Source organism: Proteus sp. HMSC14B05 (assembly GCF_001808035.1).
Classification (GTDB): Bacteria; Pseudomonadota; Gammaproteobacteria; order Enterobacterales; family Enterobacteriaceae; genus Proteus; species Proteus mirabilis.
The window spans coordinates 101993-124759 of record NZ_KV791983.1 but is presented as its reverse complement, the minus strand read 5'-3'; the positions used below and the strand labels follow the sequence as shown (position 1 = coordinate 124759).

The window sequence follows — 22767 nt, the reverse complement described above, 5'->3', positions numbered from 1 at the left end:
ACATGAGCCAATCATTACATCTAACAACACGTGGTTCAGTGCTTGAAATTATATTAGATAGACCGAAAGCCAATGCAATTGATGCCAAAACCAGTCATGAAATGGGTGAGGTATTTATGCGTTTTCGTGATGATCCTAGTTTACGCGTTGCCATTATTACAGGTGCTGGTGAACGATTCTTTTGTGCCGGCTGGGATTTGAAAGCCGCAGCTGAAGGAGAAGCCCCTGATGCAGACTTTGGTGCTGGTGGCTTTGCGGGCTTAACGGAATTATTTGATCTTAATAAACCTGTCATTGCTGCCATTAACGGCTATGCTTTTGGGGGTGGCTTTGAATTAGCACTGGCAGCCGACATGATAATTTGTTCAGACAATGCTTCTTTTGCCTTGCCAGAAGCACAATTAGGTATTGTTCCTGACAGTGGCGGTGTTTTACGTTTACCTAAACGCTTACCTCCTGCAATTGTCAATGAAATGCTCATGACTGGCCGTCGTATGAATGCACAAGAGGCGCTACGCTGGGGCATTGCTAACCGCGTTGTCAGTGCGACTGAACTGATGGATAGCGCCCGTGAATTAGCCGATCAAATCGCCAACAGTGCGCCACTTGCAGTCGCTGCATTAAAAGAGATCTACCGTGCCACTAGCGAGCTTTCGATTGAAGAAGGCTACAAATTAATGCGCAGTGGTGTTCTAAAATATTACCCACGTGTTTTACATTCAGAAGATGCACTCGAAGGCCCGCTAGCCTTTGCCGAAAAACGCTCACCTGAATGGAAAGGACGATAATTATCACTTGAATTGATAATACAACTAAGAGGAAAACTGATGAGTATCTATGCATTTGAAGGTGTTATTCCTGTTGTTCATCCAACAGCTTACATTCACCCATCAGCAGTACTAATTGGCGATGTCATTATTGGTGCTGGTGTTTATATTGGCCCTTTGGCTTCATTACGGGGTGATTATGGCCGTTTAATTGTTGAAGCAGGTGCAAATCTTCAAGATGGCTGTGTTATGCATGGTTATACGGATATGGATACCATTGTGCAAGAAAATGGTCATATTGGTCATGGTGCTATTCTTCACAGTTGTATTATCGGTCGTGATAGCCTAGTCGGCATGAATAGCGTGATTATGGATGGTGCGATCATTGGTGAGGAAAGTATTGTTGCCGCCATGAGCTTTGTGAAAGCGGGCTTTCAAGGGCAGGCGAGACAAATGTTAATGGGAAGCCCAGCAAAACATGTACGTGATATTAGCGACCAAGATATGCAGTGGAAACGTATGAACACTCGTGAATATCAAGATCTCACTGTTCGTTGTCGTCAAAGCTTAGTAGAAACGACACCATTAACAGCCCCTGAAGCTAATCGTCCTCGTTTAAGGGGCACGACAGAGGTAAAACCCAAAGGTCAATAAACCAACAGCGACAGGCACAACAAACGCCTGTCGTATTGCTTTATTTTAACACTCGGCTATCAATTAACGCCGTTGTGATTTTGACAACATCCATTGCCATTTTTGTTGGTGATTCAGCCCATGAGGGATCATAGCTGCTAATTTCTCTGGGGCGCTTAAACGACTTTTACTTTGCGTATGACCTTTTAAACGAGAATAAAGAGCAGGATCAATATGACTGACTTTGATCATCCGTTGGCATTGGCACCCTCTTCCTTCCAATTGATTAGGAACGCTTTTGGTTTCACACTCAATCTCTTTTACATCAGAAAGAATATAAGAAACGATATTAATCGCATTACATTGGGGGATATCAAAATTTTTAGCGATCTCTTTCGCACTCACCCAGCGTTGTTGCTCTTGAACCCAGTCTGCAATTAACAAATAGAGTGGTTTATTTATGTCTTCTTCACACATATTTACTCCAACAATATTACAAATCAAAGTTTATTTATCTCTAAATAAAGATAATAACTATATGTTAATTTTATTTAACCGCGGAGTATCGGCTTTCCCTGTTAATTCATTCAGTTAGTTATTTAAAAATAAATAATATTTTGTATATCATTAACAACCAAACTCTTTAATTAACACATTAATTACAATTTATTTTGTTGTTATTAAATATAAAATAACACTAATAAAAATAAATAAAATCAACTTACTGAGTTTACAGTAAGAACGGACAAAAAGAATAAAAGAACATGATAAAAGTGTTTATAAACAACAAAATAGCATAAAAATATTATATTATTAATCCATTAAAATGCTAAGGTTATAGTAATAGATTTATTTTTAGATTACCACAAAGGCAACTTATTGTTAGATATAAATCAATAATTGATTAAATTACACCTTATCCGCGTATACGATAATTTAGCAGAGAATAATCTTACTTTAAAAACACAAGTCGATATAATAAATTATTATTGCGCAATTTAATCAGATAATATTTCTACAATATAGTACAATGCTCAGCATTCTATTCTTTTTAAATAGTCTAATTCATCAGTAGAGTTTTTATTTAATATAGACAGAAAAATTGAATAAGAATAATATTTATTTTACCTATGATTATTATTTTATTGGCGCCATTAACATTAAATAGCGCCAAATAACAAACACAATAAAATCATTACAATGATTGGCGATTAAAGGCTAATGACCAATCATCAGTAAATTTATTAATCGCATCATCGACTACGGGTGAACGGATAATAGAGTAGGCAAGCTCTATCGGAAGTGTTACTGCCGAAGCGCCAGACAACAGACAATCAACCACTTGGCGTGGTGTTTTAAAACTAGCTGCCAGTATTTTAGTGGGTAAATTATGCATGGAAATCAGCGTTTGCAACTCTCTTACTACTCTCACACCATCAGAGCCTTGTCTATCCATACGATGCACATAAGGAGCGATATAATCAGCCCCTGCTAACGCCGCCATCAACCCTTGAGACACACTGTAAATAGCAGTCCCCAATACCAACATATTTTTTTGCTTTAATTGTTTAATAGCAACCAAGCCAGCTTCAGTGACGGGAATTTTAATCACAGTATTATCGGCAATATTACCAATGCGCAATGCTTCTTCAATCATGGTATCGATATCACGGGCAATTACCTGCGCAAATACCCGCCCCTTACCGCCCATAGCGGCTTTTAATTCAGGTAATAGCGTTTCAATGGGCTGCGCTGATTGAGCAATAATAGAAGGATTGGTAGTGACACCAGCAATAGGAAGCACTTGTGAAAGTTTTCTCACTTCTTCAATATCTGCGGTATCTAAATAGATTTCCATAATCGCGCCTCAATGATGTTGGTTTTAAGCTAAATAATTATAGGTATAGATTAGAAAGTAGCATTGTGAGCGAAGAATTTCTAGTAGAACAGATGAAAATAGCGCCATTTTCACGGCGCTAACAATTAAACAAAAAATAACCGTTATATTTATTTAATCCTTATCATTAATATAATTTTTTGCTATTAAGTATAGCCTCGATCTTAATAGTATTAAGATTAATAGCATGACTAAAATAATTATTTAAATAAAATATAGCGAGTTATTTTTTAAATTCAGCATCAATAACTTGATAAAAAGCATTACCCGTATCAGCAATATCCCAAACACCTAAAATAATTTGATAACCAGAACGTTCTGGTATATTACAATTTAATGTTACGGTTTCTGTGGGTATTTTCCCATTATCATTTCGTTGGCAAAAAGGTGTTAAATCAAAATCAGCACGGGTCAATGGTTTATTAACATCCCACCCTGGTTTTGTAATAAAGAAGCGCCATGATTCAGTGCTATGTTTTGCAGTTAATGTCCACTTAAAAGTATTTTCGCCACTTTTCATTGCCACTTTATGCCAGCGATCTGCACTTTGTGCATTTAAAGCAGAAAAAGTTGCCTTTCCACCACTGGCAATTTCACCATCTGCAGGACCACCTTTAGGGAATCCTTTATCCCCTTCAATGGATTGCGGTTCATACTGTATCGGACCACAATTTTTATTTAAATTCCCCCCTTTGGATGAACAAAGAAAAGCTCTGCTGGGTGGACTATCAATATAGCCATGCTTTAATGTCACCTCAGCTGATGCTGTTGAAATAATACCTGCAGATGATAATAATAATGTTGCAGTAAATAGCATAAGTTTATTTTTCTTCATAATAAATCCTCAATAATAATTGAATCTTTTAAAATATAATGATTATGTCAATCACATTAGATATTAGTCAAAAATAGATAATTAAATATATATTTATTAAAATCTGTGAGCAATATCGTCATTTAATTTAATATTAAAAGGAGACTAAAACAGTCATTTAATATTTATTAGATGATGATTAACTATTGAAATAATAAAAATATAAACAAGAGTATATAAAATAAGTTTATTATTAAAGAATAGTTTTAAATTAACATTTCACTTAAATTAACTATTCTTTATAAAAATTAGTTTGATGATAAATATGCCATGGCACTTCGTTAATCAATTAAAATAACGCATTGATATAATCAGAAGTAAACCCTCGATATTGGAGATAGCGAATTTGTTTGGCTCTCTCTTTAAAATCTTTGGGTTTACCTGTACCAAATTTTTTCTCTTTAAGATCTTGGCAGAGTGCATACCAATCAGTTTCTGTTTCTTCTAGTACCCGTGCAATAATTTCACTGGGAAAGCCTTTTTGCTGTAACTCTTGGCGAATACGCAGCGGGCCATAAGATTTACTTAAATAACGACGAAAAAAAGCATATACCGTGCGATTATCATCCAGATATTGGCCTTCTAATAATCGCTCGATCACTTGCTCTAAGCATCTTTCATCGGTTGTGCTCTGTTTAGCTTTATCGACTTCGTTGATCCTACGTGCTAAACGGCGTTTCAGCTCAGTGGTGCCATAATCACGACGCGACAACATAAATATAGCGTATTGGTATAATTCATCATAAGTCATCGCAACTCCTTAATGTTATTGCACCCCAGTTTGGTATCCTACATATCTTATCGCAGTTACTTATCAATGCGACCAATTAATCGGAACTTATCAATAGCTGTACAAAAATAGTACAATCACGCTTGGTAAACCCCGTTATTTATCACCATAAAATCATCTGCTTTTATTAAGAATAACTGAAGATAAAGATGATTATTAGTTAAAAACACTTAGATAATACCGTGATAATACATATTGCTAAGCATTTTTATCTGCAATTAGCACTTATAGCTGGTGACCATATATAAGAAAAAGACTAAAATTTCGCGCTACTCTTTTACTTACTATTTGGTTATTTTTTATTTTTGTGGGTTATATATGAACTTTTCTCATTTTAATAAGGTAATGTTTGCTGCCTCTCTTCTTGCTACTGGCTTTTCTTATGCGGATAGCGATCGCCCTCTGCTCTCTTTAAGTGTAAGCCAATCCGGCGGCACTGCGTTAAATAGCGAAGGTTCGTTAGATACCCGTACTCCTGCAAGTCAATCGCGCGTATTACCTATTTGGGGCGATGCCGCTCGCGCTCGTGGTTATGATTTACCAGAGCCATTTGGTGCAAGCTATAGCTATATGAATCTACGTCAAGATATTGTTGTGGATAAAATTGGTTTTGATTCCAGTGAATGGGATGCAATGAGTGATGTTATTAAGATTGATGTAGGTCATACCCGTGAAAAAAGTGAAACCCATATGCTAAAACTCGATAGTTGGGTTTTCCCTTTTATGAATGTATACGGTTTATATGGCTATACAAAAGGAACGTCAAAGACAATTTTGAACGATGTATCTATGGATTTTGGATTTCCAGGAGTACCGCCATCTTCTATTACTCAAAACGAGATATTTGAACTTGATTTTAAGGGTAGAACCTATGGTGCTGGTTTTACTTTAGCAGGTGGTTATAACCAATTTTTTGGCACTTTTGATTTAAACTACACTAAAACAAGCTTAGATATCTTAGATGGTGATATTAAAGCCTTAGTGATTTCACCACGTGTGGGCTATGAATTTGTTTTCTCGCCACTGATTTCAGGCCAAGGTAATACCAAATTGCAGGTGTGGACAGGTGCTATGTATCAAGATATTACTCAACGCTTTAAAGGCGATGTAAGTAAATTACATCTACCAGGTAAACTAAATGACATGATGAATAACCCTGATTTTCTAGAAGGAATTGGGAACGTCAAATTCGACGTTGAACAACATCTTGCTCATAAATGGAACCAAACGGTAGGGGCTCGTTTAGAAGTCACCCGTAACTTTAATGTGATCACCGAAGTGGGCTTTAATAATCGTAATAGTTTCTTTGTTTCTGGTGAGTTCCGTTTTTAATGGTTAAAACATCTTTTATTTATGGGCTGGCCTTTGCCAGCCTATTTATTTCACACACAGCGAATGCCCAACTCTTTCCTGATAGACAACAAATCGACCAATGGTTAAATCAACTAGGAGGGAGCAATAATTTTGATCGCAGTAAAACCATCGACTGGGGCGTTTTACCCGGGCCTTTCTATACCCCTGAATTAGAGTTGGGGCTTGGGATCGCCGTTGTTGGGCTTTATCAAGCAGATAGTCGTCCCGACAGTAAAATTTCATCACTGTCATTAAGTGGCTTTGGTTCATCAACTGGGGCTTTTGGTATGACTTTTAGTAACTATACTTACCTTGCTGATGATACATGGCGCTTTTACCTTACTGGGGCATTAAATAATGTGCCGACCAACTTTTGGGGACAAGGCTATCATGAAGGACGAGTTAAAAAGAACTTTGCACAATATCGTTCACAAGAGCTACATTTAACGCCGACATTGCTACGTCAAATTACCAAAAACACCTATATTGGCTTAGGTTGGGATTACGCTAACTTACAAGCAGCAGCACCTGATGATGAGTTTAAAGCCTATATGAGCAAACGTCATTTGCCATTACGCTCTACCAGTTCAGGATTAAGTGTGCGCTTTACCTACGACAGTCGCGATTTTTTGCCTAACGCTCGCCAAGGCCAAGCCTTTGATATTAGCTATACTCATTATTCATCGGATACCGGCAGTAATAACCGTTCTAATGCAACTCAAATGCAGTACAACTATTATTATCCATTAACCGAAGATGCGGTACTCGCCTTTGATAGCTATGCTCGCTTTACCTCAGGAGATGTACCATGGACGCAACTGTCTAAATTAAGTAACGGCCATCAGATGCGTGGCTATTATGAAGGGCGTTATCAAGATAATCATGTTTTTTCTAGCCAGATAGAGTATCGGCAAAAACTCAATTGGCGTCATGGTATTGCATTATGGGCCGGAGGTGGCACATTGAGTAATCAAGCACGTGATCTCGGTAAAGGACATTGGCTACCCAGTGTTGGTATTGGTTATCGTTTTGAATTTAAACCACGCATGAATGTACGCCTCGATTTTGGTGTCGGTAAAGAGAGCACGGGATTTTATTTCCAAGTGGGTGAGGCATTTTGATGTTAACGCGTTTGGCTGTTTTTAATATCATCTTCATATTGGTCATTTCAGGATGTACTACCTCATCTGTATCTGAAACCATTGCCGCTCATCTGGAAAGTGAAACTCAAGAAGAAGCCTCACAAGTTTGGCAAACGCCCCCCGCACTTGATGCGCCTAATGGATTAAGGCCTTGCTGTGCTTTTGGCTATAATTTAAAAGTTAAAGCATGGGGAATACCTATCCCCTTTTATCGTATCGATAATATTGTTGAAGCTTCTACTTTAGGTGATCATCGCTATAACGATAACTTTTGGCTGGGAACTGCCGCAGTATTAGGCATAGGCAGTGAAAAGTCGGGCATAGTCTATTCACATAAAGGGGGCTTTCTTGATATCGCCCATATTCGTGATACCGCAGATTATACTTATTATCTCTTTAGCCATATCTATCCCAAATTAGGCCAAGAGTGGACGCTAACACTCAGTGACGAATTAGCACAGCGTAAAATTCACTTTAACCGCTTTACTCCTCCTAGTAGTGATCGACAACGTTATACCTTAAGTGCTTATCTTGCCGCGCGTTTAGCTTATCGCCTTGCCGTATGGCATGAGATTGCACAGTGGTACGGTTATCGCTCTGTAGCGGGATTTTCAGAAGGGATCTCCGCATTGTCACCAGAAGATCTCTACTCTAACCTAATGGGGGCGCGCTTATCACTTACCCTGATCCTCAATGGTGATGCCACAAACCTTGAGCACTATAATCAATCAATGCAGCGTATTATTCCCTCAGCACTCACTCAACTAGAGGCGCAACCTCGTCAGGTCACCCAGCAGTGGTTTGATTTAATTGATGGTCAATGGTGGAATAGCCAAGAGCGGGTACCCGATAAATTTTTAGTATTAAAGCGTGATTATCATCTTGCTGATAAACGCTATCCGGTATTGCCTTTTGGGGAGACAACTCCACCTCATTACCTGACATTACCCGATGTTTACGCAGGCTATTCTTTAAAACAATTAGCAGAATTTCAGCTTTGGCCTACTAAACAGATGGCAAATTTACCCATCCCTAAAACTTATTGGAAAGAAGCGGATTTTGCTGATTTAGCAGAAAAAGCTCGCCAAATTGATCAAAAAACTCGACCAAAAACAACAAAAAATGACTAAACATTGAACAAAATTGACATATTAAAAACGCTAAATTATGATAAATTTGAGTTAAATAGCATTAATTTATATAAGAATAACTGAACAATAATCAAAAATCACATTTTTTGTTAAAAGAAAAAAGCGATTATAAAACGAGGTGTTCCAGTAAATAAGATACATTTTATTAACAATGCACTCGTAGTTATCCTAATGTAAGGCGATATTTTGTAGCTATAGAAAAAGTAATTTGCTAGTATTCGTTCGATTTTTATCCAGTTAAACGAGGAGAAGCAATGCCCTCTCAATTGATGAGGACAAGTGCCGTCTTCGCTTTCTTGATTTCACTACTCTTTACTGGTGTGAGTTTTGCCTCTACCAGTACCGGCAGTTCCCGAATGCTGCAGGCGGATACATTCAAAAGCACGACAACCTCGTTGCCAGATTTGAAAAAATATCCCTCGGGAACTCAGCGTAAGAAAGCGTTTTTAAATGTCATAGTTCCTATTATTGATAACATTAATAATAAGATATTGAGAGATCGTGAGTGGTTAACCGCTCAACGTAAAGTCCAACACTGGGGCAGCGCAGATTTGAAAAAACTGCGTGAAATCTGTCAATACTATGGCGTAACATGTACCAGCCCCAAAAAAGTGAATTGGGATTCGTTACTGGCTCGCGTTGATATTATTCCGACTCATTTTGTCGCAACGCAAGCCGCAACAGAATCAGGTTGGGGAACATCAAAATTGGCACAGCAAAACAATAACTTATTCGGTATGCGATGTGGTAACCGGTCTTGCAATAATGTCCCTGGGAAAACCAAAGGCTATGCAGCCTACCCGGATATTGAAGGCTCAGTGATTGCTTATATGCGTAATCTCAATACGCACCGCGCCTATAATTCATTGCGCTCATCAAGAGCACAGCAAAGAATGACGCAACAGCAACTCGATCCACGCCAGTTAATCACCGACTTGAAAGGCTATTCAGAATTAGGTTCAAGTTACAATGATTATCTGACCGAAATGTTCGACTCAAATAAAAAGCTGATCACGCAAGTTCAGTTACAGTCGAAACGAGAAAGTTAGTCCTAAATAGCTATTCATAGCAAACAAAAGCCACTTTTCATTTATCTGAAAAGTGGCTTTTATTTATCACAAGATAATCTTTTGATTGAAAGCAAGCTAATAATTCATAATATAGGGAGTAACACATTTGGTATGACTGTTAAATCACACCCTTAGAGCCATTTATGAATTTTTTTTCATTCGAGTTTCTCGGAGCCTTTACGAGCTTTTTTATTATCTATTGGCTCTTCCAAAAGCAGGTTAAGATCCAAAATATCTTACTCATCATAGTAAGTTATGCTTTTCTATTCTATGTCGACTACCGTCCTGCTGTTATCTTATTAAGCTATACGCTTTTGATTTACTCATTAGCCAATATACTCACCCGCTATACATCAACGAAAGTGATCTATTGGTTACTGGGGCTGTTAGTTGCCCTCTATTTTACTGCCTTTAAATATTACTCATTTTTCCAAGAATCATTGACACAACTATTCTCACAGTGGGGATTAAGTGTTGAATTGCCAATTATTGAACTACTGGCACCATTAGGGTTATCGTTTTATATCTTCCACTCTGTTAGCTATGTCGTTTCAGTGTGTCGCAAAGAGATCCCTAAAGCCCCTTTTCTTGATGTCGTGCTCTACTTATGCTTTTTCCCAAGCATTGTGGCGGGACCGATTAATCGTGCCAAACAATTTTTACCACAAATTCAAGCACCAACCCGTAAAATTATCGACTATAAAGGGGCTATCATGCTGATTGTATTAGCAATCGCTAAGCTCTTTTGGTTAAGTGGTTGGTTGTCGACAAATTATGTCGATCCTATTTTTAATGCCCCTGATTTAGCCACTAGCGGACAAGTACTGGTGGCGACCTATGCTTATGCATGGCATATCTATTTTAACTTCTCGGGTTATACCAATTTAGTGACAGGTATTGCGCTATTACTGGGTTTTGTTGTCCCTCGTAACTTTAATGCACCTTATTTAGCCATCAATCTTGCTGATTTTTGGCGTCGTTGGCATATAAGTTTATCAACGTTTATTCGCGATTATGTTTATATCCCTTTGGGGGGAAATCGTAAGGGCGTTATTCGACAAAATGTGAATGCCTTTGCCGCGATGGTTATCTCTGGTTTATGGCATGGCGCAGCTATGACGTTTATTATCTGGGGAGCCATTCATGGTATTGGTGTGGTGATATTAAATATCAAACACCGCCTTTTCCCCGCCGCCAAACATGACGCCAATAGCATGCTAGCATCATTAAAAATGTTGTTATCTTGGATAATTACCTTCCATTTTGTGTGCTTTGCGTGGATCTTTTTTCGCAGCCAAACCGTCAATGATGCTTGGATATTAATTCAACAACTCTTTAGTGCAGGTGCTTGGCAGTCTCTACAAGCCGAAGGGCTAACCCTGTTTATGTTCTGGGGACTGTTCTTACTGTATCCTTGTTTTGTCACTTTAAGGGCAATTATTGCGCGACTTGAGAAAAAAGTGCCTTGGTATGTTTATCCACTACCATTAGCGTTGATCCTTACAATTATATTTATGTTGTCTCCTGATGGGGTTCCGGGATTTATTTATGCCAGCTTTTGATTTCAGTTCAAATTTAAAAAAGACCGTAAAAGTGGCTTTAATGGTGCTCTTCAGCACACTATTTCTTATTTGGCTAAACCAAACATCATTAGAGCGCTTTTGGCAACAACAATACCATCGCCCAGCCCCTTGGTCGGGCTTATCACAATATTATGCTTGGCAAGTAGGAGGTCAGTTGCGAGATGGCGTATTTGTCGCAGTAACAAGCTATAGTGATTATTTGCGAGTTAATCACCCGGATAATCAGGCCAAACCAATAACGCCTCGTCAAGAACAAACCGCCTTTCCAGAAGGATTTGCAGTAGGGCTACATTTTATCAATGGCTATACTCGCCCCGCTTCGCAATTAACACAACAGTTTCCACAACTCCTACAACGTCAATATGCACAAGGTACATTAGCAAATACATCAACTATTGATCTGACAAAAGCCGCTGCTGAAGCCCAAAAACCTATTGTGCAAAAAACAGATGTCATATTATCTCCCAAAGACAAAGTGCTGTTTGCTGGAGATTCAATGATGCAAGGCGTTGCCCCCTTATTAAAACGCCAATTGCAAACAGATTATAATATAAGCAGTATTGATTTGAGCAAACAGAGCACAGGATTAGCCTATCCTAAGTTTTTTAATTGGCCTCAAACTATTGCTAATCGGTTAGCTAGCGATGATTCCATTAAGTTACTGGTTGTTTTTTTAGGGCCTAATGATCCTTGGGACATGCCCCCAGATGGTGGCGGACGTTATTTAAAATTTGCCAGTGAAGCGTGGGGCGCCTTATATCGCGCTCGTATTACCAGCATTATCGATAATGCACGCCAACATAATGTGAGCGTGATTTGGATTGGCCCTCCGAATATGCGTAAGCAAAAATTATCTCAAGGTATGGCTTATCTAAATCAACTTTACCGGGAAGAAGCAGAAAAAACGGGAGAAATTTACCTTTCTGTCAATGATATGTTTAAATATGAAAAAGATATTTATTCTGATTATATCGGTGATGGTAGCAGCCGCGTGAAACTAAGAGCAGGCGACGGTATTCACTTTAGTTTAAAAGGGCAACAAATCATTGCTCAGCAGGTATTCTCGCGTATCCATCTGCAAAAAGTTGATGATGTGCCAGATGATGTAACAGACAAAAATATGGTCACGCCAAATGAAACAATTAACGCACATCCTTAAACCTCGAACCTTAGTCAGTCGTTCTATTATACTGGCTTTGGTTTCGCTGTTAGTCGCTTGTAACCAAGAGAAAGATAAATCTCTTACGCTATCAACACCTAGCGTGTTACCTGCAGATGGTTCAAGACAACTCTACAACTACCATGATCCCAACTTTGCCGCTTTTGCACAAAAGTTAAAGCAACGGCGCCAAAGGGTACATATCGTACAGTTGGGTGATTCACATACCGCTGCAGATTTTTTCAGTGGTAAACTACGTGAACGTTTTCAAGCTGATTATGGCAATGGTGGTATAGGTTTTATTCCCCCCACCGCTATTGCGGGTCAACGTATTGCCAATATCCAATATCAAAGCAGTAAAAAAGCGTGGGATTTACTTTCCAGTCGCAAAGAAAGCGATCCTGATTTTCCCTTAGGGGGATTTATCGCTGAGCCAGTCGCGAAATGGTCAGCATTGCAACTAAATGAAAATCCCACAACAGGTCAGCGTTACCAATTACAAGCGTTATATAAGGCGCCTACGGCTTCACAAATCCATTTACAATCCGCTGGCAGTAAAACACTTTCACTTTCACAGACACAAGGTGAATGGCAATTTTCTAAACCCACAACGATCACCTTCCCAATCAATATTACGATTAGTAAAAACCAACCGATAAAATTAGGCGGTTGGTTAATTAGTAACCAAAAGCCAGGGGTGATGTTATCCGCATTAGGTATTAACGGCGCAACCATTAATATGATGGATAAATGGGGAGCACAGTGGAGTAAAACATTAGGCCAATTACATCCCGATATGGTGATTTTAGCTTATGGCACTAATGAAGCCTTTAATGATACGTTTGATTTAGTGGCTTACCGACAACTGCTTGTTGAAAAAATTCGTCAAATCCGCCAGCAAGCCCCGAATAGTGCCATTTTATTAATTGGTCCGTCGGATTCTATTAAGAATAAAGACGCATCAGATTGTCGCTCTCAGCAACCCCAATGGTTAACCGATATTATTCGTATCCAAAAGGAAGTCGCTCAACAAGAGCGTACATTATTCTGGGATTGGCGCGATTATATGGGAGGAGAGTGCTCAATTAAAGCATGGTCTATTTATGATCTTGCAAGGCCGGATGGTGTCCATCTTTCTCGTGAAGGGTATGAAAGTAGTGCGAATACTCTCTATAGCCAATTATCAGCGCTGATTAATAAAAGTTAGATATTATTATAACGAAAAGGAGCCTCAGCTCCTTTCTCGTTATGTAGACTCTCTGTCATCGCATTATTAATTATGTAAAGCATCAATATATTTAATGACATCAACACTCGCTTGTTCCATTTGCTGAATATACTTCACTACCGCATCCTGATCACCGGCCATATTCGCCGCCAATGCAAGACGCCCACTTTGATGAACCAATTTATGAGGCTCTTCTAAACGACGAAAAGCTTCACTACCGGCAAATTTGCGTCCTTCACCTTGGTAGTACCATTTTCCTAAACGACATTCAGTATGCTGATTAACACAATTTTCATCATCATTATTTAATAAGTGAATATAAATCGCTTCTTTCCATAAAACATGATCTATTTTCACAGTATTAAAAAATTGTTGTATCGACATAAACTGAAAGATATTTTTTAAATCATTGGCTTGTTGAGCAAGCGCAGATAAATTAGCATGACCTTCCGTAACAAGATTTTTTATTTGCTTCAGTTGTTCTTGATTTTTCTGAGTATTTTGTTTTATTGGTGTAAAGCGGGCACTTACATTATTGTTGATAGACGCTATTTCTGAGGCCTGATTTTGGATCTTTTGTGAAAGGCTTTTCATCTCTTGTGCTAATACAGAAAATCCTGCACCTGCATGACCTATATGTCCTGCCTCTATTGCTGAATTAATTGATAATATATTGGCTTGATTTGACAGTTTATCAATATTATTAGCGCTATCTTTTATTTTATTTAGCCATTTAGCAAAATTCTCAATTTCTTCATTACTATGAGTAAAATGCTCATCAATTTCATTAAAAAAGACCACTAATGATTCTGCATTGATAAGCATATCATTAAAGAGATGTTCCATTTCTTCCAGCAATGCTAGCTTTTCTTGTAATTTCTGACTAGATGCCAAAATGGAATCACGAATAAGTGTAATAGTATGAATATTACACTCCGTATGCTGTTTAAACAGTGAATTATAATCACCCATAAAAATATCAGCCTCACCATGTTCACAAAACAATAAGACCTGTAGATTAATCAGTTGTTAACTATTTTCTATCAGATTTAATGGTGATTTATAGCAATGAAAAATGGCGCACCTATTGATGCGCCATTTGTTAAAAAGGAACAGCTCATTTTTATAAAAATGCAAAGAAAATCATTCCAACCACTGCGCCTGTAGTACCTAAAATGGTTTCCATTAATGACCATGTTTTTAAGGTTTGTCCTTCTGTCGCACCAGTAAATTTACCGTATAACCAGAAGCCAGAGTCATTAACATGGCTTAAAATAATAGAGCCACCGGCAATACAAACCGATAACGCCGCCATTTGTGCACCGCTATAACCTAATTCACTGATCACCGGTAACACTAAACCAACCGCAGTTAAACAAGCCACAGTCGCAGAGCCTTGAATAACACGTACTGCACCTGCAAGAATAAAACAAGCCACAGCAATCGGCATACCTGCACCAATTAATGCATTCCCTAATGCTGGCCCCACACCTGAATCCACCAGCACCTGTTTAAATACGCCACCAGCCCCCGTGACTAATAAGATGATCCCCGCAGGTTGGATAGCCGCAGAGCATACTTCCATGACTTTTTCTTTGCTCATTCCACGGCGAATAGCCAAGCCATAAATAGCCACTAAACACGCCACAAGGATGGCAATAAAGGGGTGACCAATAAACTCAAGAATATTGAATAGCTGAGAGTCAGGCTCAACAAAACGCGCACCAATGGTTTTACATCCAACCAAGACTAATGGTAATAAGACCAATGCAAGACTGAAGCCAAAAGAAGGCATTTTACTTTGTCCTAAGCTTGGCTCATCAAAATCTTTCGGTAATTCTAAGGTCACATAACGGCTAATAAAGTTACCAAAAATAGGCCCCGCTAATAACATACCTGGAATGGCTGCACATAAACCAATTAAGATCATCCAACCAAAATCAGCATTCATCTGGTCAGCAAGCAACATAGGCGTTGGCCCCGGTAATAAGAAGGCAGCGGCCCCTGCAACACCGGCAAAGAGAGGGATCGCCATTTTAACAACATTCCCCCCCGTACGACGGGCAACAGCAAATACCACCCCGATCAGTAAAACCACCGCAACATCGAAAAACAGAGGTAATGCGCAAACTAAACCCGCAATACCCAGTGCATAGTTAGCCCGTTTTTCACCAAAGGATTTCAGTAGCCGTACCGCAATTTGGTCTAATGCCCCCGTTTCATGCAGAATTTTACCAAACATTGCCCCCAAGGCGACCACGATGGAGAGAAAACCCAGTGTTCCCCCCATTCCGTTTTGCATGGTTTGCGTGATTTTTTCTAACGGCATACCAGAGAAAATGCCAGCACCAATAGCAACAATCATTAACGCAATAAAGGCGTGTAAACGCGCATACATTACAAAGAAGAGCAATAATAGGACGGAGCCAACTGCAGTTAGCACCAGTGTTAATGTACTCATACCGCACTCTCCTCAGTAATAGGTTTAGTAACAGATTCTATAGTGTTGATGACATTTTCAATCACGTTATCAAGAGATGGCGAAATATCTATTTCATAAACATCAGGTTCGTCATTCGTTGGCTCTTCTAATGTTTCAAATTGAGTAATCAACATCTGTGGTTTAAAGAAGTGACCTTTACGCTCTTTTAAACGACTTTCAATTAGCGCGTAATCCCCTTTTAAATAGAGAAAATGTAAGCAATGATTACCTTCTCTTAACATATCGCGATACTGTTTTTTTAATGCGGAACAAACGATTAATGACACTTTATTGGTTCTTTGCATTGCAAAAGCAGCATCATTGAGAGCGTGTAACCAAGGTTTGCGATCTTCATCATTTAAAGCATGACCTGAAGCCATTTTAGTGATGTTTGCACGAGGATGAAGGAAATCGCCATCTAAAAATGCCGCACCGATACGTTGTGCTACACCATTTGCAACCGCTGATTTACCGCTGCCTGATACCCCCATTAAGATAAAGACATGGTGTAGGGATTGGGTATCTTTCATATATTGCTCCTTTAGGCAGTTATTAACTTTTTTGTAATGTTACCCGTAACTGTTACGGGTAACATTACTCGATCCAGAAAGATAAAAACAACCTACAAAACAAACTATGAAATGAAAGTGTGAAGCGTCTCGCAAATAGATTGTGGAAAAACAACAAAGTTACAACAAAATCATAAGTAATTGATAAGTTAACGACTGATTTTTACAAAGCAAAAAAACGTCAGGATATATCACTCTATAATCCCAAATAGGGTCAATAAAAAAACCCTACCAAAGAAAAAAATAATTTAATAATCAAATAAATAACTAAATACTTTCACCGGTGATGATACGGAATCCCACATCAATCACTTGCCCACGAGCAATTTTACCCTTCATTCTTTTTAGTAATAAATCCGCCGCTTGTTGTCCCATTTCATCACGTGGCGTAAAAATACTGGCTAACCGTGGAGTCATGACTTGTCCCACATCATGACCGTGGAAACCAGAAATAGCAATTTGCTCAGGTACCGCAATCCCCATACGCTGACATTCGAAAATAGCCCCTATCGCAATATCATCATTGGTGCAATAGAGCCCATCTAAGTCAGGATATTGCTTGCGTGCCTCATGTAAAAGTTCTGTACCTAACGAATAAGAAGAGCTTTTAGGTGTCATCACATGACCTATGGGTAAGCCTGCTTCTTGCATCGCTTGTTCATACCCTTGTAAACGCATTAATGTTCGCTCATCTTGTCTTGCCCCAAGATAGATAATTCGTTTACAACCACGGTGGATCATTTCACTGACCATTTTTCGCGAGGCTTCAATATTGTCTAACCCTACCGCCGAATCAAAACAAGGTGAAACACTATCCATAATTTCCACCACCGGAATACCCGCCGTTTCCAGCATTTTGACCGTTTTGGGTGTGTGTGTTCTTTCCGCTAAGATCAAGCCATCAATATTATAAGAAAGCAGAGAAATAAGACGCTCTTCTTCTTTTTCTGCTTGATAGCCATAGTGCGCCAACATGGTTTGATAACCATATTTATCCGTCACAGATTCAATACCACGAATAACTTGAGCAAACACTTGGTTAGTAAGAGAAGGCAATAATACGCCAATCGCATGGCTGGTCGCATTCGACAAAATATCAGGTGCACGATTAGGAATATAATTCAGGCTGTCTAATTCACGAGCGATTTTGACTCGTAATGCTTCGGAAACTTGTTCTGGATTACGCAAAAAACGACTAACTGTCATTTTTGTGACACCAACACGGTCGGCAACATCCTGTAATGAGGGGCGTTTTTTTTTCATTTTATATCGTAACTATCCAAAATATCAGTATTAATACGCACTTGAGGTTTATTTAACAAACCTGATTATATCCTTAGGTTATACACTATTTCGAATAAAGTTTATCGGATGTCTTCTTAGATTTAATTTTGAATGCCTCTCCCTTGACTTAAGCCAAAGGAAATATAGCATGCATCGTTATATAATTTATGAAATAACGATTATTAATATAAAACAACACTACAGTGTGAACCTATGGCTATCCACAGACGACAATTTCTGAGTTATTTAACGACGCTTGCAGCATTATCAGCACTGCCACGTTGTGCAAGAGCGGCAATCACTTCACGTATCGCTGCTCAATTTGGTGTGCTTCCTACACCAGAAAATATTCATCGCGTTATTAGCGCAGGCCCACCAACCGACCAACTGTTGTTGGCTTTAGTACCAGAAAAATTATTAGGTTTCTCCTCGCTTAATCTAGGAAAAAGTAGCTTATTTGCTGACAAGTTGCGTAAATTGCCCCATTTAGGCCGTCTGTCTGGCCGTGGTAGTACACTCTCCTTAGAAACATTAATGGCACTAGAGCCAGATATCATTATTGATAGTGGTAATGTTGATGAAACCTATCGTTCATTAGCTAAACGTGTTAGTACGCAAACAGGTGTACCTTATGTGTTAATTGACGGCAGCTTAAAAGACAGCCCCACTCAGTTACGCCAAACGGGGGCTTTATTAGGTGTGGCAGAAAAAGCAGAAACATTAGCACTTATTGCAGAGCAGTATCTTAGTGATGCGACCTTGTTTGCTTCTACTCTAAAAATAAGATCTCGTTTTTACCTTGCTCGTGGTGCAAAAGGCCTACAAACAGGCTCAACAGGATCTATTCATACTGAAGCTATTGAACTATTAGGGTTCGAAAATGTCGCTGATATTGCTGGTTTTACCGGTCTTACTGATGTTTCCCCTGAACAACTCCTTATGTGGAACCCTGAGGTTATCATCACACAAGATGAAAATGCCTATCAGCAAATCAGGCAAGACTCTATATGGAAAAATATCCAAGCTGTTAAAAATAATAAAGTGTTATTATTTAAAGGCTTACCATTTGGCTGGTTAGATGGCCCTCCTGGTATCAACCGTTTAATGGGAATGCGTCGCTTACAGAGCCATTTTGACCATCGAATAGCAAAACAAGCCACGCAAGATCTGCAAAATTACTTTGCTTATTTTTACCATACATCGTTAAGTGCTGAGCAATGCCAGCTGTTGATGAGGTCTTCATGAGCCAATCAGCACGTATCACTCTGTTGTTGCTGTTATTCTCAGCGGCTGTAGTTATTGCTATCACTAGTGGTAAGTATTCACTTACAGTCAATGAACTGTGGACAGTCGTCAGTAGCAAATTAACCGGGCATATTGAAGAGAGTCGAGCAGCAACTGTGTTCTGGCAAATACGCTTGCCTCGAGTACTTGCTGCCATTTTAATTGGAGGTGGACTTGCTATTGCGGGGGCGGCTTATCAAGGTATGTTCCGTAACCCACTAGTATCACCTGATATTCTCGGAGTGTCAGCAGGGGCTGGAGTCGGTGCTGTATTGGGTATTTTTCTTGGTCACTCCATGTTGTCAATTCAGCTTTTTGCTTTTGTCGGAGGGCTTATCACTGTTGCTTTAGTCTATTTTATTGCCAAATTGGCGAAACAACAGGATCCGGTCCTTTCTCTTGTTTTAGTTGGTATTGCGATTAGCGCCTTATGTGGCTCAGCTATTTCATTAATGAAAATTTTAGCTGATCCTTATACTCAGCTACCTTCCATCACTTTTTGGCTGTTAGGGGGGCTATCAACTATCACTGCGCCTGATTTACTCTCTGTTGCACCTTTAATGCTACTCGGGTTTATTCCACTGATTTTATTACGCTGGCGAATGAATATTCTCAGCCTTTCTGATGAAGAAGCGCGCTCCTTAGGCCTTAATGTAGAAATTACCAGACTTATCTTTATTTTATCGGCCACATTAATCACCGCGAGTGCAGTTTCTATTGCGGGCATTATTGGCTGGTTAGGTTTAATTGTTCCGCATATCGCAAGATTGTTAGTTGGTGCTAACTTCGGATATCAACTGCCTATTTCCTTACTTGTGGGCGCAACAATGTTATTAATAACGGATACACTAGCACGAACTATTGCGAATATTGAGTTGCCTTTAGGCATTTTAACCTCAGCTATTGGTGCGCCTTTCTTTCTGATGTTATTACTCAAAACAAGGCGGGATAGATGATCATCACTGCAGCTAAACAACTCACAATTGGCTATAAAACAACACCCTTGATCCAAAACCTCTCTTTTTATATTAAACAAGGGCAAATTGTCTGTTTATTAGGCGCAAATGGCTGTGGTAAAACCACGTTGATGCGTACCTTACTTGGTTTGTTACCCAGTCTTGCAGGCCATATTATCATTGAAGGCAAAGAAATAAGTAAGTGGTCACCAACTGATTTAGCCAAAGTGATTGCCTATGTTCCTCAAGCAACCCACCTCCCTTTTTCTTTTAAAGTGATTGATATGGTGATTATGGGGCGTGGAGCACATATCTCTTTTTTCTCGATGCCTAGCTCACAAGATAAAGCAATGGCAATGGAAACCTTAGAAATGCTCTCTCTTTCGCATCTTGCTCACCGCACTTTTGATACGTTAAGTGGTGGTGAAAAACAGTTGGTATTGATTGCACGGGCTTTGGTGCAACAACCTAAATTACTGATTATGGATGAACCTGCTGCCAGCCTTGATTTTGGTAACCAAATCAAGCTAATTAACCAAATTAAGACACTAAAAGCCTTGGGTATAAGTGTGTTTATGTCTACACATCATCCACAACATGCCGCTTTACTGGCAGATGAGGTGATTTTACTCACCCCTCATCGCCACGTTTTACAAGATAAACCTGAGCTTTTGCTCACCCCCGAACATTTAGCTCAGCTTTATAATGTGAAACCCACTGATATTCAGGCGCACTTTTACGCCTACCCTGATAATAACAATCCATATAGGCAAGAATATGAACACCATTGAAACCACAGATTTTGCTGAACTTTATAAAAACCATATGCAACAGGCACAAAGAACCAAAAAAGAGCCTGAACATTGGGATAAACGCGCTGAAAAAATGGCAGAAAACTGTGCGAATCCCAACGATCCCTATTTGATCAAGTTTCGTGAAATGATGGATTTTTCCGATGCTGAAACACTATTGGATGTCGGCTGTGGACCTGGCTCTATTAGTATTCATGTTGCTGACAAGTTTAAAAAAATAATCGGGATAGATTATAGTACCGGCATGCTAACTGTTGCCAAACGTAGAGCCGCACAAGCGGGTATTCATCATGCTGATTTTCTTCATTATTCATGGGAAGATAATTGGGATGCGCTTCCACCTTGTGATATTGCGGTCGCTTCACGCTCCACATTGGTGATGGATTTAAAAGCTGCGCTGTTAAAACTAAATCGCCAAGCTAAATTACGGGTTTATACCACTCACACCGTATCACCCACTTTTGTTGATCAACGTATTCTTCGCTTATTAGGTCGCAATGTTCCCACATTGCCGACCTATATTTACGCAGTCAATATCCTTAACCAAATGGGGATCCACCCTAAAGTAGATTATATCCGTAGCCGTAATTGCCAAAATAATTTTAATAGCCTTGAGCAGTTTATTGACAGTATTAACTTCTCTGTAGGGCCTTTAAACGAAAATGAAATTGCACACTTAACCACTTATTATCATGAAAGTATGAAAAATGATGTGGCCCTTATATCGCCAACGCGTGATTGGGCGATGGTTTCTTGGGATGTCGTTCCTGAAAGCGAGCTAACCTTATGATTTATTATCCCGATGCTTTTCTTGATAATTTATTGCTGGAAGATATTCAATATGGCGATTTGACTTGTCGCGCACTCAATATTAACCATCAATTAGGCACAATAACTTTTACATGTCGTGAAGCCGGCTGCGTCAGTGGAATCACCCTAGGCTGCCGTTTATTAGAAAAATTAGGACTGACTGTCACCGCACATCTACAAGAAGGTGATTTTGCCAAGCAAGGTGATTGTTTAATTAGTGCAGAAGGTCGAGCAGATGCACTACACCAAGGCTGGAAAGTGGTGCAAAACGTGCTGGAATGGAGTTGTGGTATGAGTGACTATATGGCAAAAATGCTCGAAATCTATCATCGCTACCAACCTAAAGGGCAAATTGCCTGTACACGTAAAAATATCCCTAATACAAAATTACTGGCCACTCAAGCGGTACTTGCGGGTGGTGGTATTATTCATCGCCAAGGCTGTTCTGAAACTATTTTACTCTTTGCTAACCATCGTCATTTTTTATCCGAGCCAGATAATTGGTTACAACAGGTTACACAGTTACGCCAAGCAGCACCTGAAAAATGCATTGTTGTGGAAGCAGATAACTTACAACAAGCAAGAGAAGCGTTAAAAGCGCAGCCAGATATCTTACAACTGGATAAATTTTCTATTGAAGATATTACCTTACTACAACAAGAGGCTCCGCAGATTGCCCCACGCTGTCATCTTTCTGTCGCTGGGGGAATTAATCTAAATACTATTGAAAAATATGCCCAAACAGGGATCGGCTTAATGGTGACATCAGCACCTTATTACGCACCACCTAGTGATATCAAAGTTCGCCTTTACCCTAAAAATTAAATCAAAACACAGATAAAAATATTAGTTTATTGACTGATAAAGATGAGTGCCTACATTAGGTAAGCACTCACTTTGTAACTTTAACTTGCGTCTATCGT

Annotated in this window: 22 protein-coding genes; 14 read left to right on the top strand and 8 right to left on the bottom strand. The window is 39.2% G+C overall.

Going from position 1 to position 22767, the window contains the following annotated elements; genetic code table 11:
* Positions 1 to 2 precede the first annotated feature (2 nt).
* Positions 3 to 788 carry a crotonobetainyl-CoA hydratase gene (gene caiD, locus HMPREF3129_RS06360; protein ID WP_012368456.1) on the top strand — a complete coding sequence of 262 codons (786 nt, stop codon included), beginning with the start codon at positions 3 to 5 and terminating at the stop codon, positions 786 to 788.
* 39 nt (positions 789 to 827) lie between these two features.
* Positions 828 to 1421: a carnitine operon protein CaiE gene (gene caiE / locus HMPREF3129_RS06355; RefSeq protein ID WP_017827367.1), complete on the top strand. Its 594-nt coding sequence runs from the start codon at positions 828 to 830 to the stop codon at positions 1419 to 1421.
* Between the two features lie 63 nt (positions 1422 to 1484).
* Here caiE and caiF read toward each other — a convergent pair whose 3' ends face one another.
* From caiF to HMPREF3129_RS06335, 4 genes are all read right to left on the bottom strand, one after another.
* Entirely contained in the window at positions 1485 to 1877 is a 393-nt protein-coding gene (gene caiF, locus HMPREF3129_RS06350; RefSeq protein WP_004250151.1) for a carnitine metabolism transcriptional regulator CaiF, read from the bottom strand.
* Between the two features lie 718 nt (positions 1878 to 2595).
* Positions 2596 to 3258: a fructose-6-phosphate aldolase gene (gene fsa, locus HMPREF3129_RS06345; RefSeq protein ID WP_004245799.1), complete on the bottom strand. Its 663-nt coding sequence runs from the start codon at positions 3256 to 3258 to the stop codon at positions 2596 to 2598.
* A gap of 262 nt (positions 3259 to 3520) precedes the next feature.
* The gene (locus HMPREF3129_RS06340) at positions 3521 to 4132 is read right to left on the bottom strand and encodes a lytic polysaccharide monooxygenase (RefSeq protein WP_017628514.1); all 612 of its coding nucleotides are present in this window, start codon (positions 4130 to 4132) and stop codon (positions 3521 to 3523) included.
* A gap of 328 nt (positions 4133 to 4460) precedes the next feature.
* A complete protein-coding gene (locus HMPREF3129_RS06335; RefSeq protein WP_036919119.1) occupies positions 4461 to 4922 on the bottom strand; it encodes a regulatory protein RecX in 462 nt (153 codons plus the stop codon).
* Positions 4923 to 5279: 357 nt separating this feature from the next.
* Here HMPREF3129_RS06335 and HMPREF3129_RS06330 point away from each other — a divergent pair, with 357 nt between their 5' ends.
* The 7 genes from HMPREF3129_RS06330 (at position 5280) to HMPREF3129_RS06300 (ending at position 13626) form a co-directional block, all read left to right on the top strand.
* Complete coding sequence (locus HMPREF3129_RS06330; RefSeq protein WP_036919121.1) at positions 5280 to 6293, top strand: hypothetical protein; 1014 nt, start codon at positions 5280 to 5282, stop codon at positions 6291 to 6293.
* Positions 6293 to 7435, top strand: a complete 1143-nt coding sequence (locus tag HMPREF3129_RS06325; protein ID WP_070486897.1) for a BamA/TamA family outer membrane protein — start codon at positions 6293 to 6295, stop codon at positions 7433 to 7435. The genes HMPREF3129_RS06330 and HMPREF3129_RS06325 overlap by 1 nt, the downstream gene beginning before the upstream one ends.
* Positions 7435 to 8586 (top strand): DUF4056 domain-containing protein, encoded by a 1152-nt coding sequence (locus HMPREF3129_RS06320; RefSeq protein WP_036919123.1) that lies wholly within the window; start codon positions 7435 to 7437, stop codon positions 8584 to 8586. The genes HMPREF3129_RS06325 and HMPREF3129_RS06320 overlap by 1 nt, the downstream gene beginning before the upstream one ends.
* Positions 8587 to 8861: 275 nt before the next feature.
* Positions 8862 to 9656, top strand: a complete 795-nt coding sequence (locus HMPREF3129_RS06315) for a protein bax (protein WP_070486895.1) — start codon at positions 8862 to 8864, stop codon at positions 9654 to 9656.
* A gap of 164 nt (positions 9657 to 9820) precedes the next feature.
* A complete protein-coding gene (locus HMPREF3129_RS06310) occupies positions 9821 to 11239 on the top strand; it encodes an MBOAT family O-acyltransferase (RefSeq protein ID WP_004245806.1) in 1419 nt (472 codons plus the stop codon).
* Positions 11226 to 12419, top strand: coding sequence for an SGNH/GDSL hydrolase family protein (locus HMPREF3129_RS06305; RefSeq protein WP_036919126.1), 1194 nt, complete (start codon positions 11226 to 11228; stop codon positions 12417 to 12419). The genes HMPREF3129_RS06310 and HMPREF3129_RS06305 overlap by 14 nt, the downstream gene beginning before the upstream one ends.
* Positions 12394 to 13626 carry an SGNH/GDSL hydrolase family protein gene (locus HMPREF3129_RS06300; RefSeq protein WP_004249223.1) on the top strand — a complete coding sequence of 411 codons (1233 nt, stop codon included), beginning with the start codon at positions 12394 to 12396 and terminating at the stop codon, positions 13624 to 13626. Before HMPREF3129_RS06305 ends, HMPREF3129_RS06300 begins: the two co-directional genes overlap by 26 nt.
* Before the next feature lie 66 nt (positions 13627 to 13692).
* On the opposite strand, the gene HMPREF3129_RS06295 is transcribed toward HMPREF3129_RS06300, so the two are convergent.
* From HMPREF3129_RS06295 to gntR, 4 genes are all read right to left on the bottom strand, one after another.
* On the bottom strand, positions 13693 to 14619 hold the full coding sequence (locus tag HMPREF3129_RS06295; protein ID WP_004249221.1) for a methyl-accepting chemotaxis protein: 927 nt from the start codon (positions 14617 to 14619) through the stop codon (positions 13693 to 13695).
* Positions 14620 to 14770: 151 nt separating this feature from the next.
* Positions 14771 to 16108, bottom strand: a complete 1338-nt coding sequence (gntU, locus tag HMPREF3129_RS06290) for a gluconate transporter (protein WP_004245814.1) — start codon at positions 16106 to 16108, stop codon at positions 14771 to 14773.
* Positions 16105 to 16659 (bottom strand): gluconokinase, encoded by a 555-nt coding sequence (gene gntK / locus HMPREF3129_RS06285; RefSeq protein WP_004245815.1) that lies wholly within the window; start codon positions 16657 to 16659, stop codon positions 16105 to 16107. The genes gntU and gntK overlap by 4 nt, the downstream gene beginning before the upstream one ends.
* 306 nt (positions 16660 to 16965) lie before the next feature.
* A complete protein-coding gene (gene gntR, locus HMPREF3129_RS06280) occupies positions 16966 to 17961 on the bottom strand; it encodes a gluconate operon transcriptional repressor GntR (protein WP_004250141.1) in 996 nt (331 codons plus the stop codon).
* A gap of 234 nt (positions 17962 to 18195) precedes the next feature.
* Between gntR and HMPREF3129_RS06275 the strand changes: the two genes are divergently transcribed.
* The 5 genes from HMPREF3129_RS06275 to modD are packed head-to-tail and all read left to right on the top strand — an operon-like array spanning position 18196 to position 22669.
* A complete protein-coding gene (locus HMPREF3129_RS06275; protein WP_070486893.1) occupies positions 18196 to 19227 on the top strand; it encodes an iron ABC transporter substrate-binding protein in 1032 nt (343 codons plus the stop codon).
* Positions 19224 to 20222 carry a FecCD family ABC transporter permease gene (locus HMPREF3129_RS06270; RefSeq protein ID WP_036919129.1) on the top strand — a complete coding sequence of 333 codons (999 nt, stop codon included), beginning with the start codon at positions 19224 to 19226 and terminating at the stop codon, positions 20220 to 20222. The genes HMPREF3129_RS06275 and HMPREF3129_RS06270 overlap by 4 nt, the downstream gene beginning before the upstream one ends.
* Positions 20219 to 21013 (top strand): ABC transporter ATP-binding protein, encoded by a 795-nt coding sequence (locus tag HMPREF3129_RS06265; RefSeq protein ID WP_004245819.1) that lies wholly within the window; start codon positions 20219 to 20221, stop codon positions 21011 to 21013. The genes HMPREF3129_RS06270 and HMPREF3129_RS06265 overlap by 4 nt, the downstream gene beginning before the upstream one ends.
* The gene (locus HMPREF3129_RS06260; RefSeq protein WP_020946294.1) at positions 21000 to 21824 is read left to right on the top strand and encodes a class I SAM-dependent methyltransferase; all 825 of its coding nucleotides are present in this window, start codon (positions 21000 to 21002) and stop codon (positions 21822 to 21824) included. The genes HMPREF3129_RS06265 and HMPREF3129_RS06260 overlap by 14 nt, the downstream gene beginning before the upstream one ends.
* Entirely contained in the window at positions 21821 to 22669 is an 849-nt protein-coding gene (gene modD, locus HMPREF3129_RS06255) for a ModD protein (protein WP_036919131.1), read from the top strand. The genes HMPREF3129_RS06260 and modD overlap by 4 nt, the downstream gene beginning before the upstream one ends.
* Positions 22670 to 22767 lie beyond the last annotated feature (98 nt).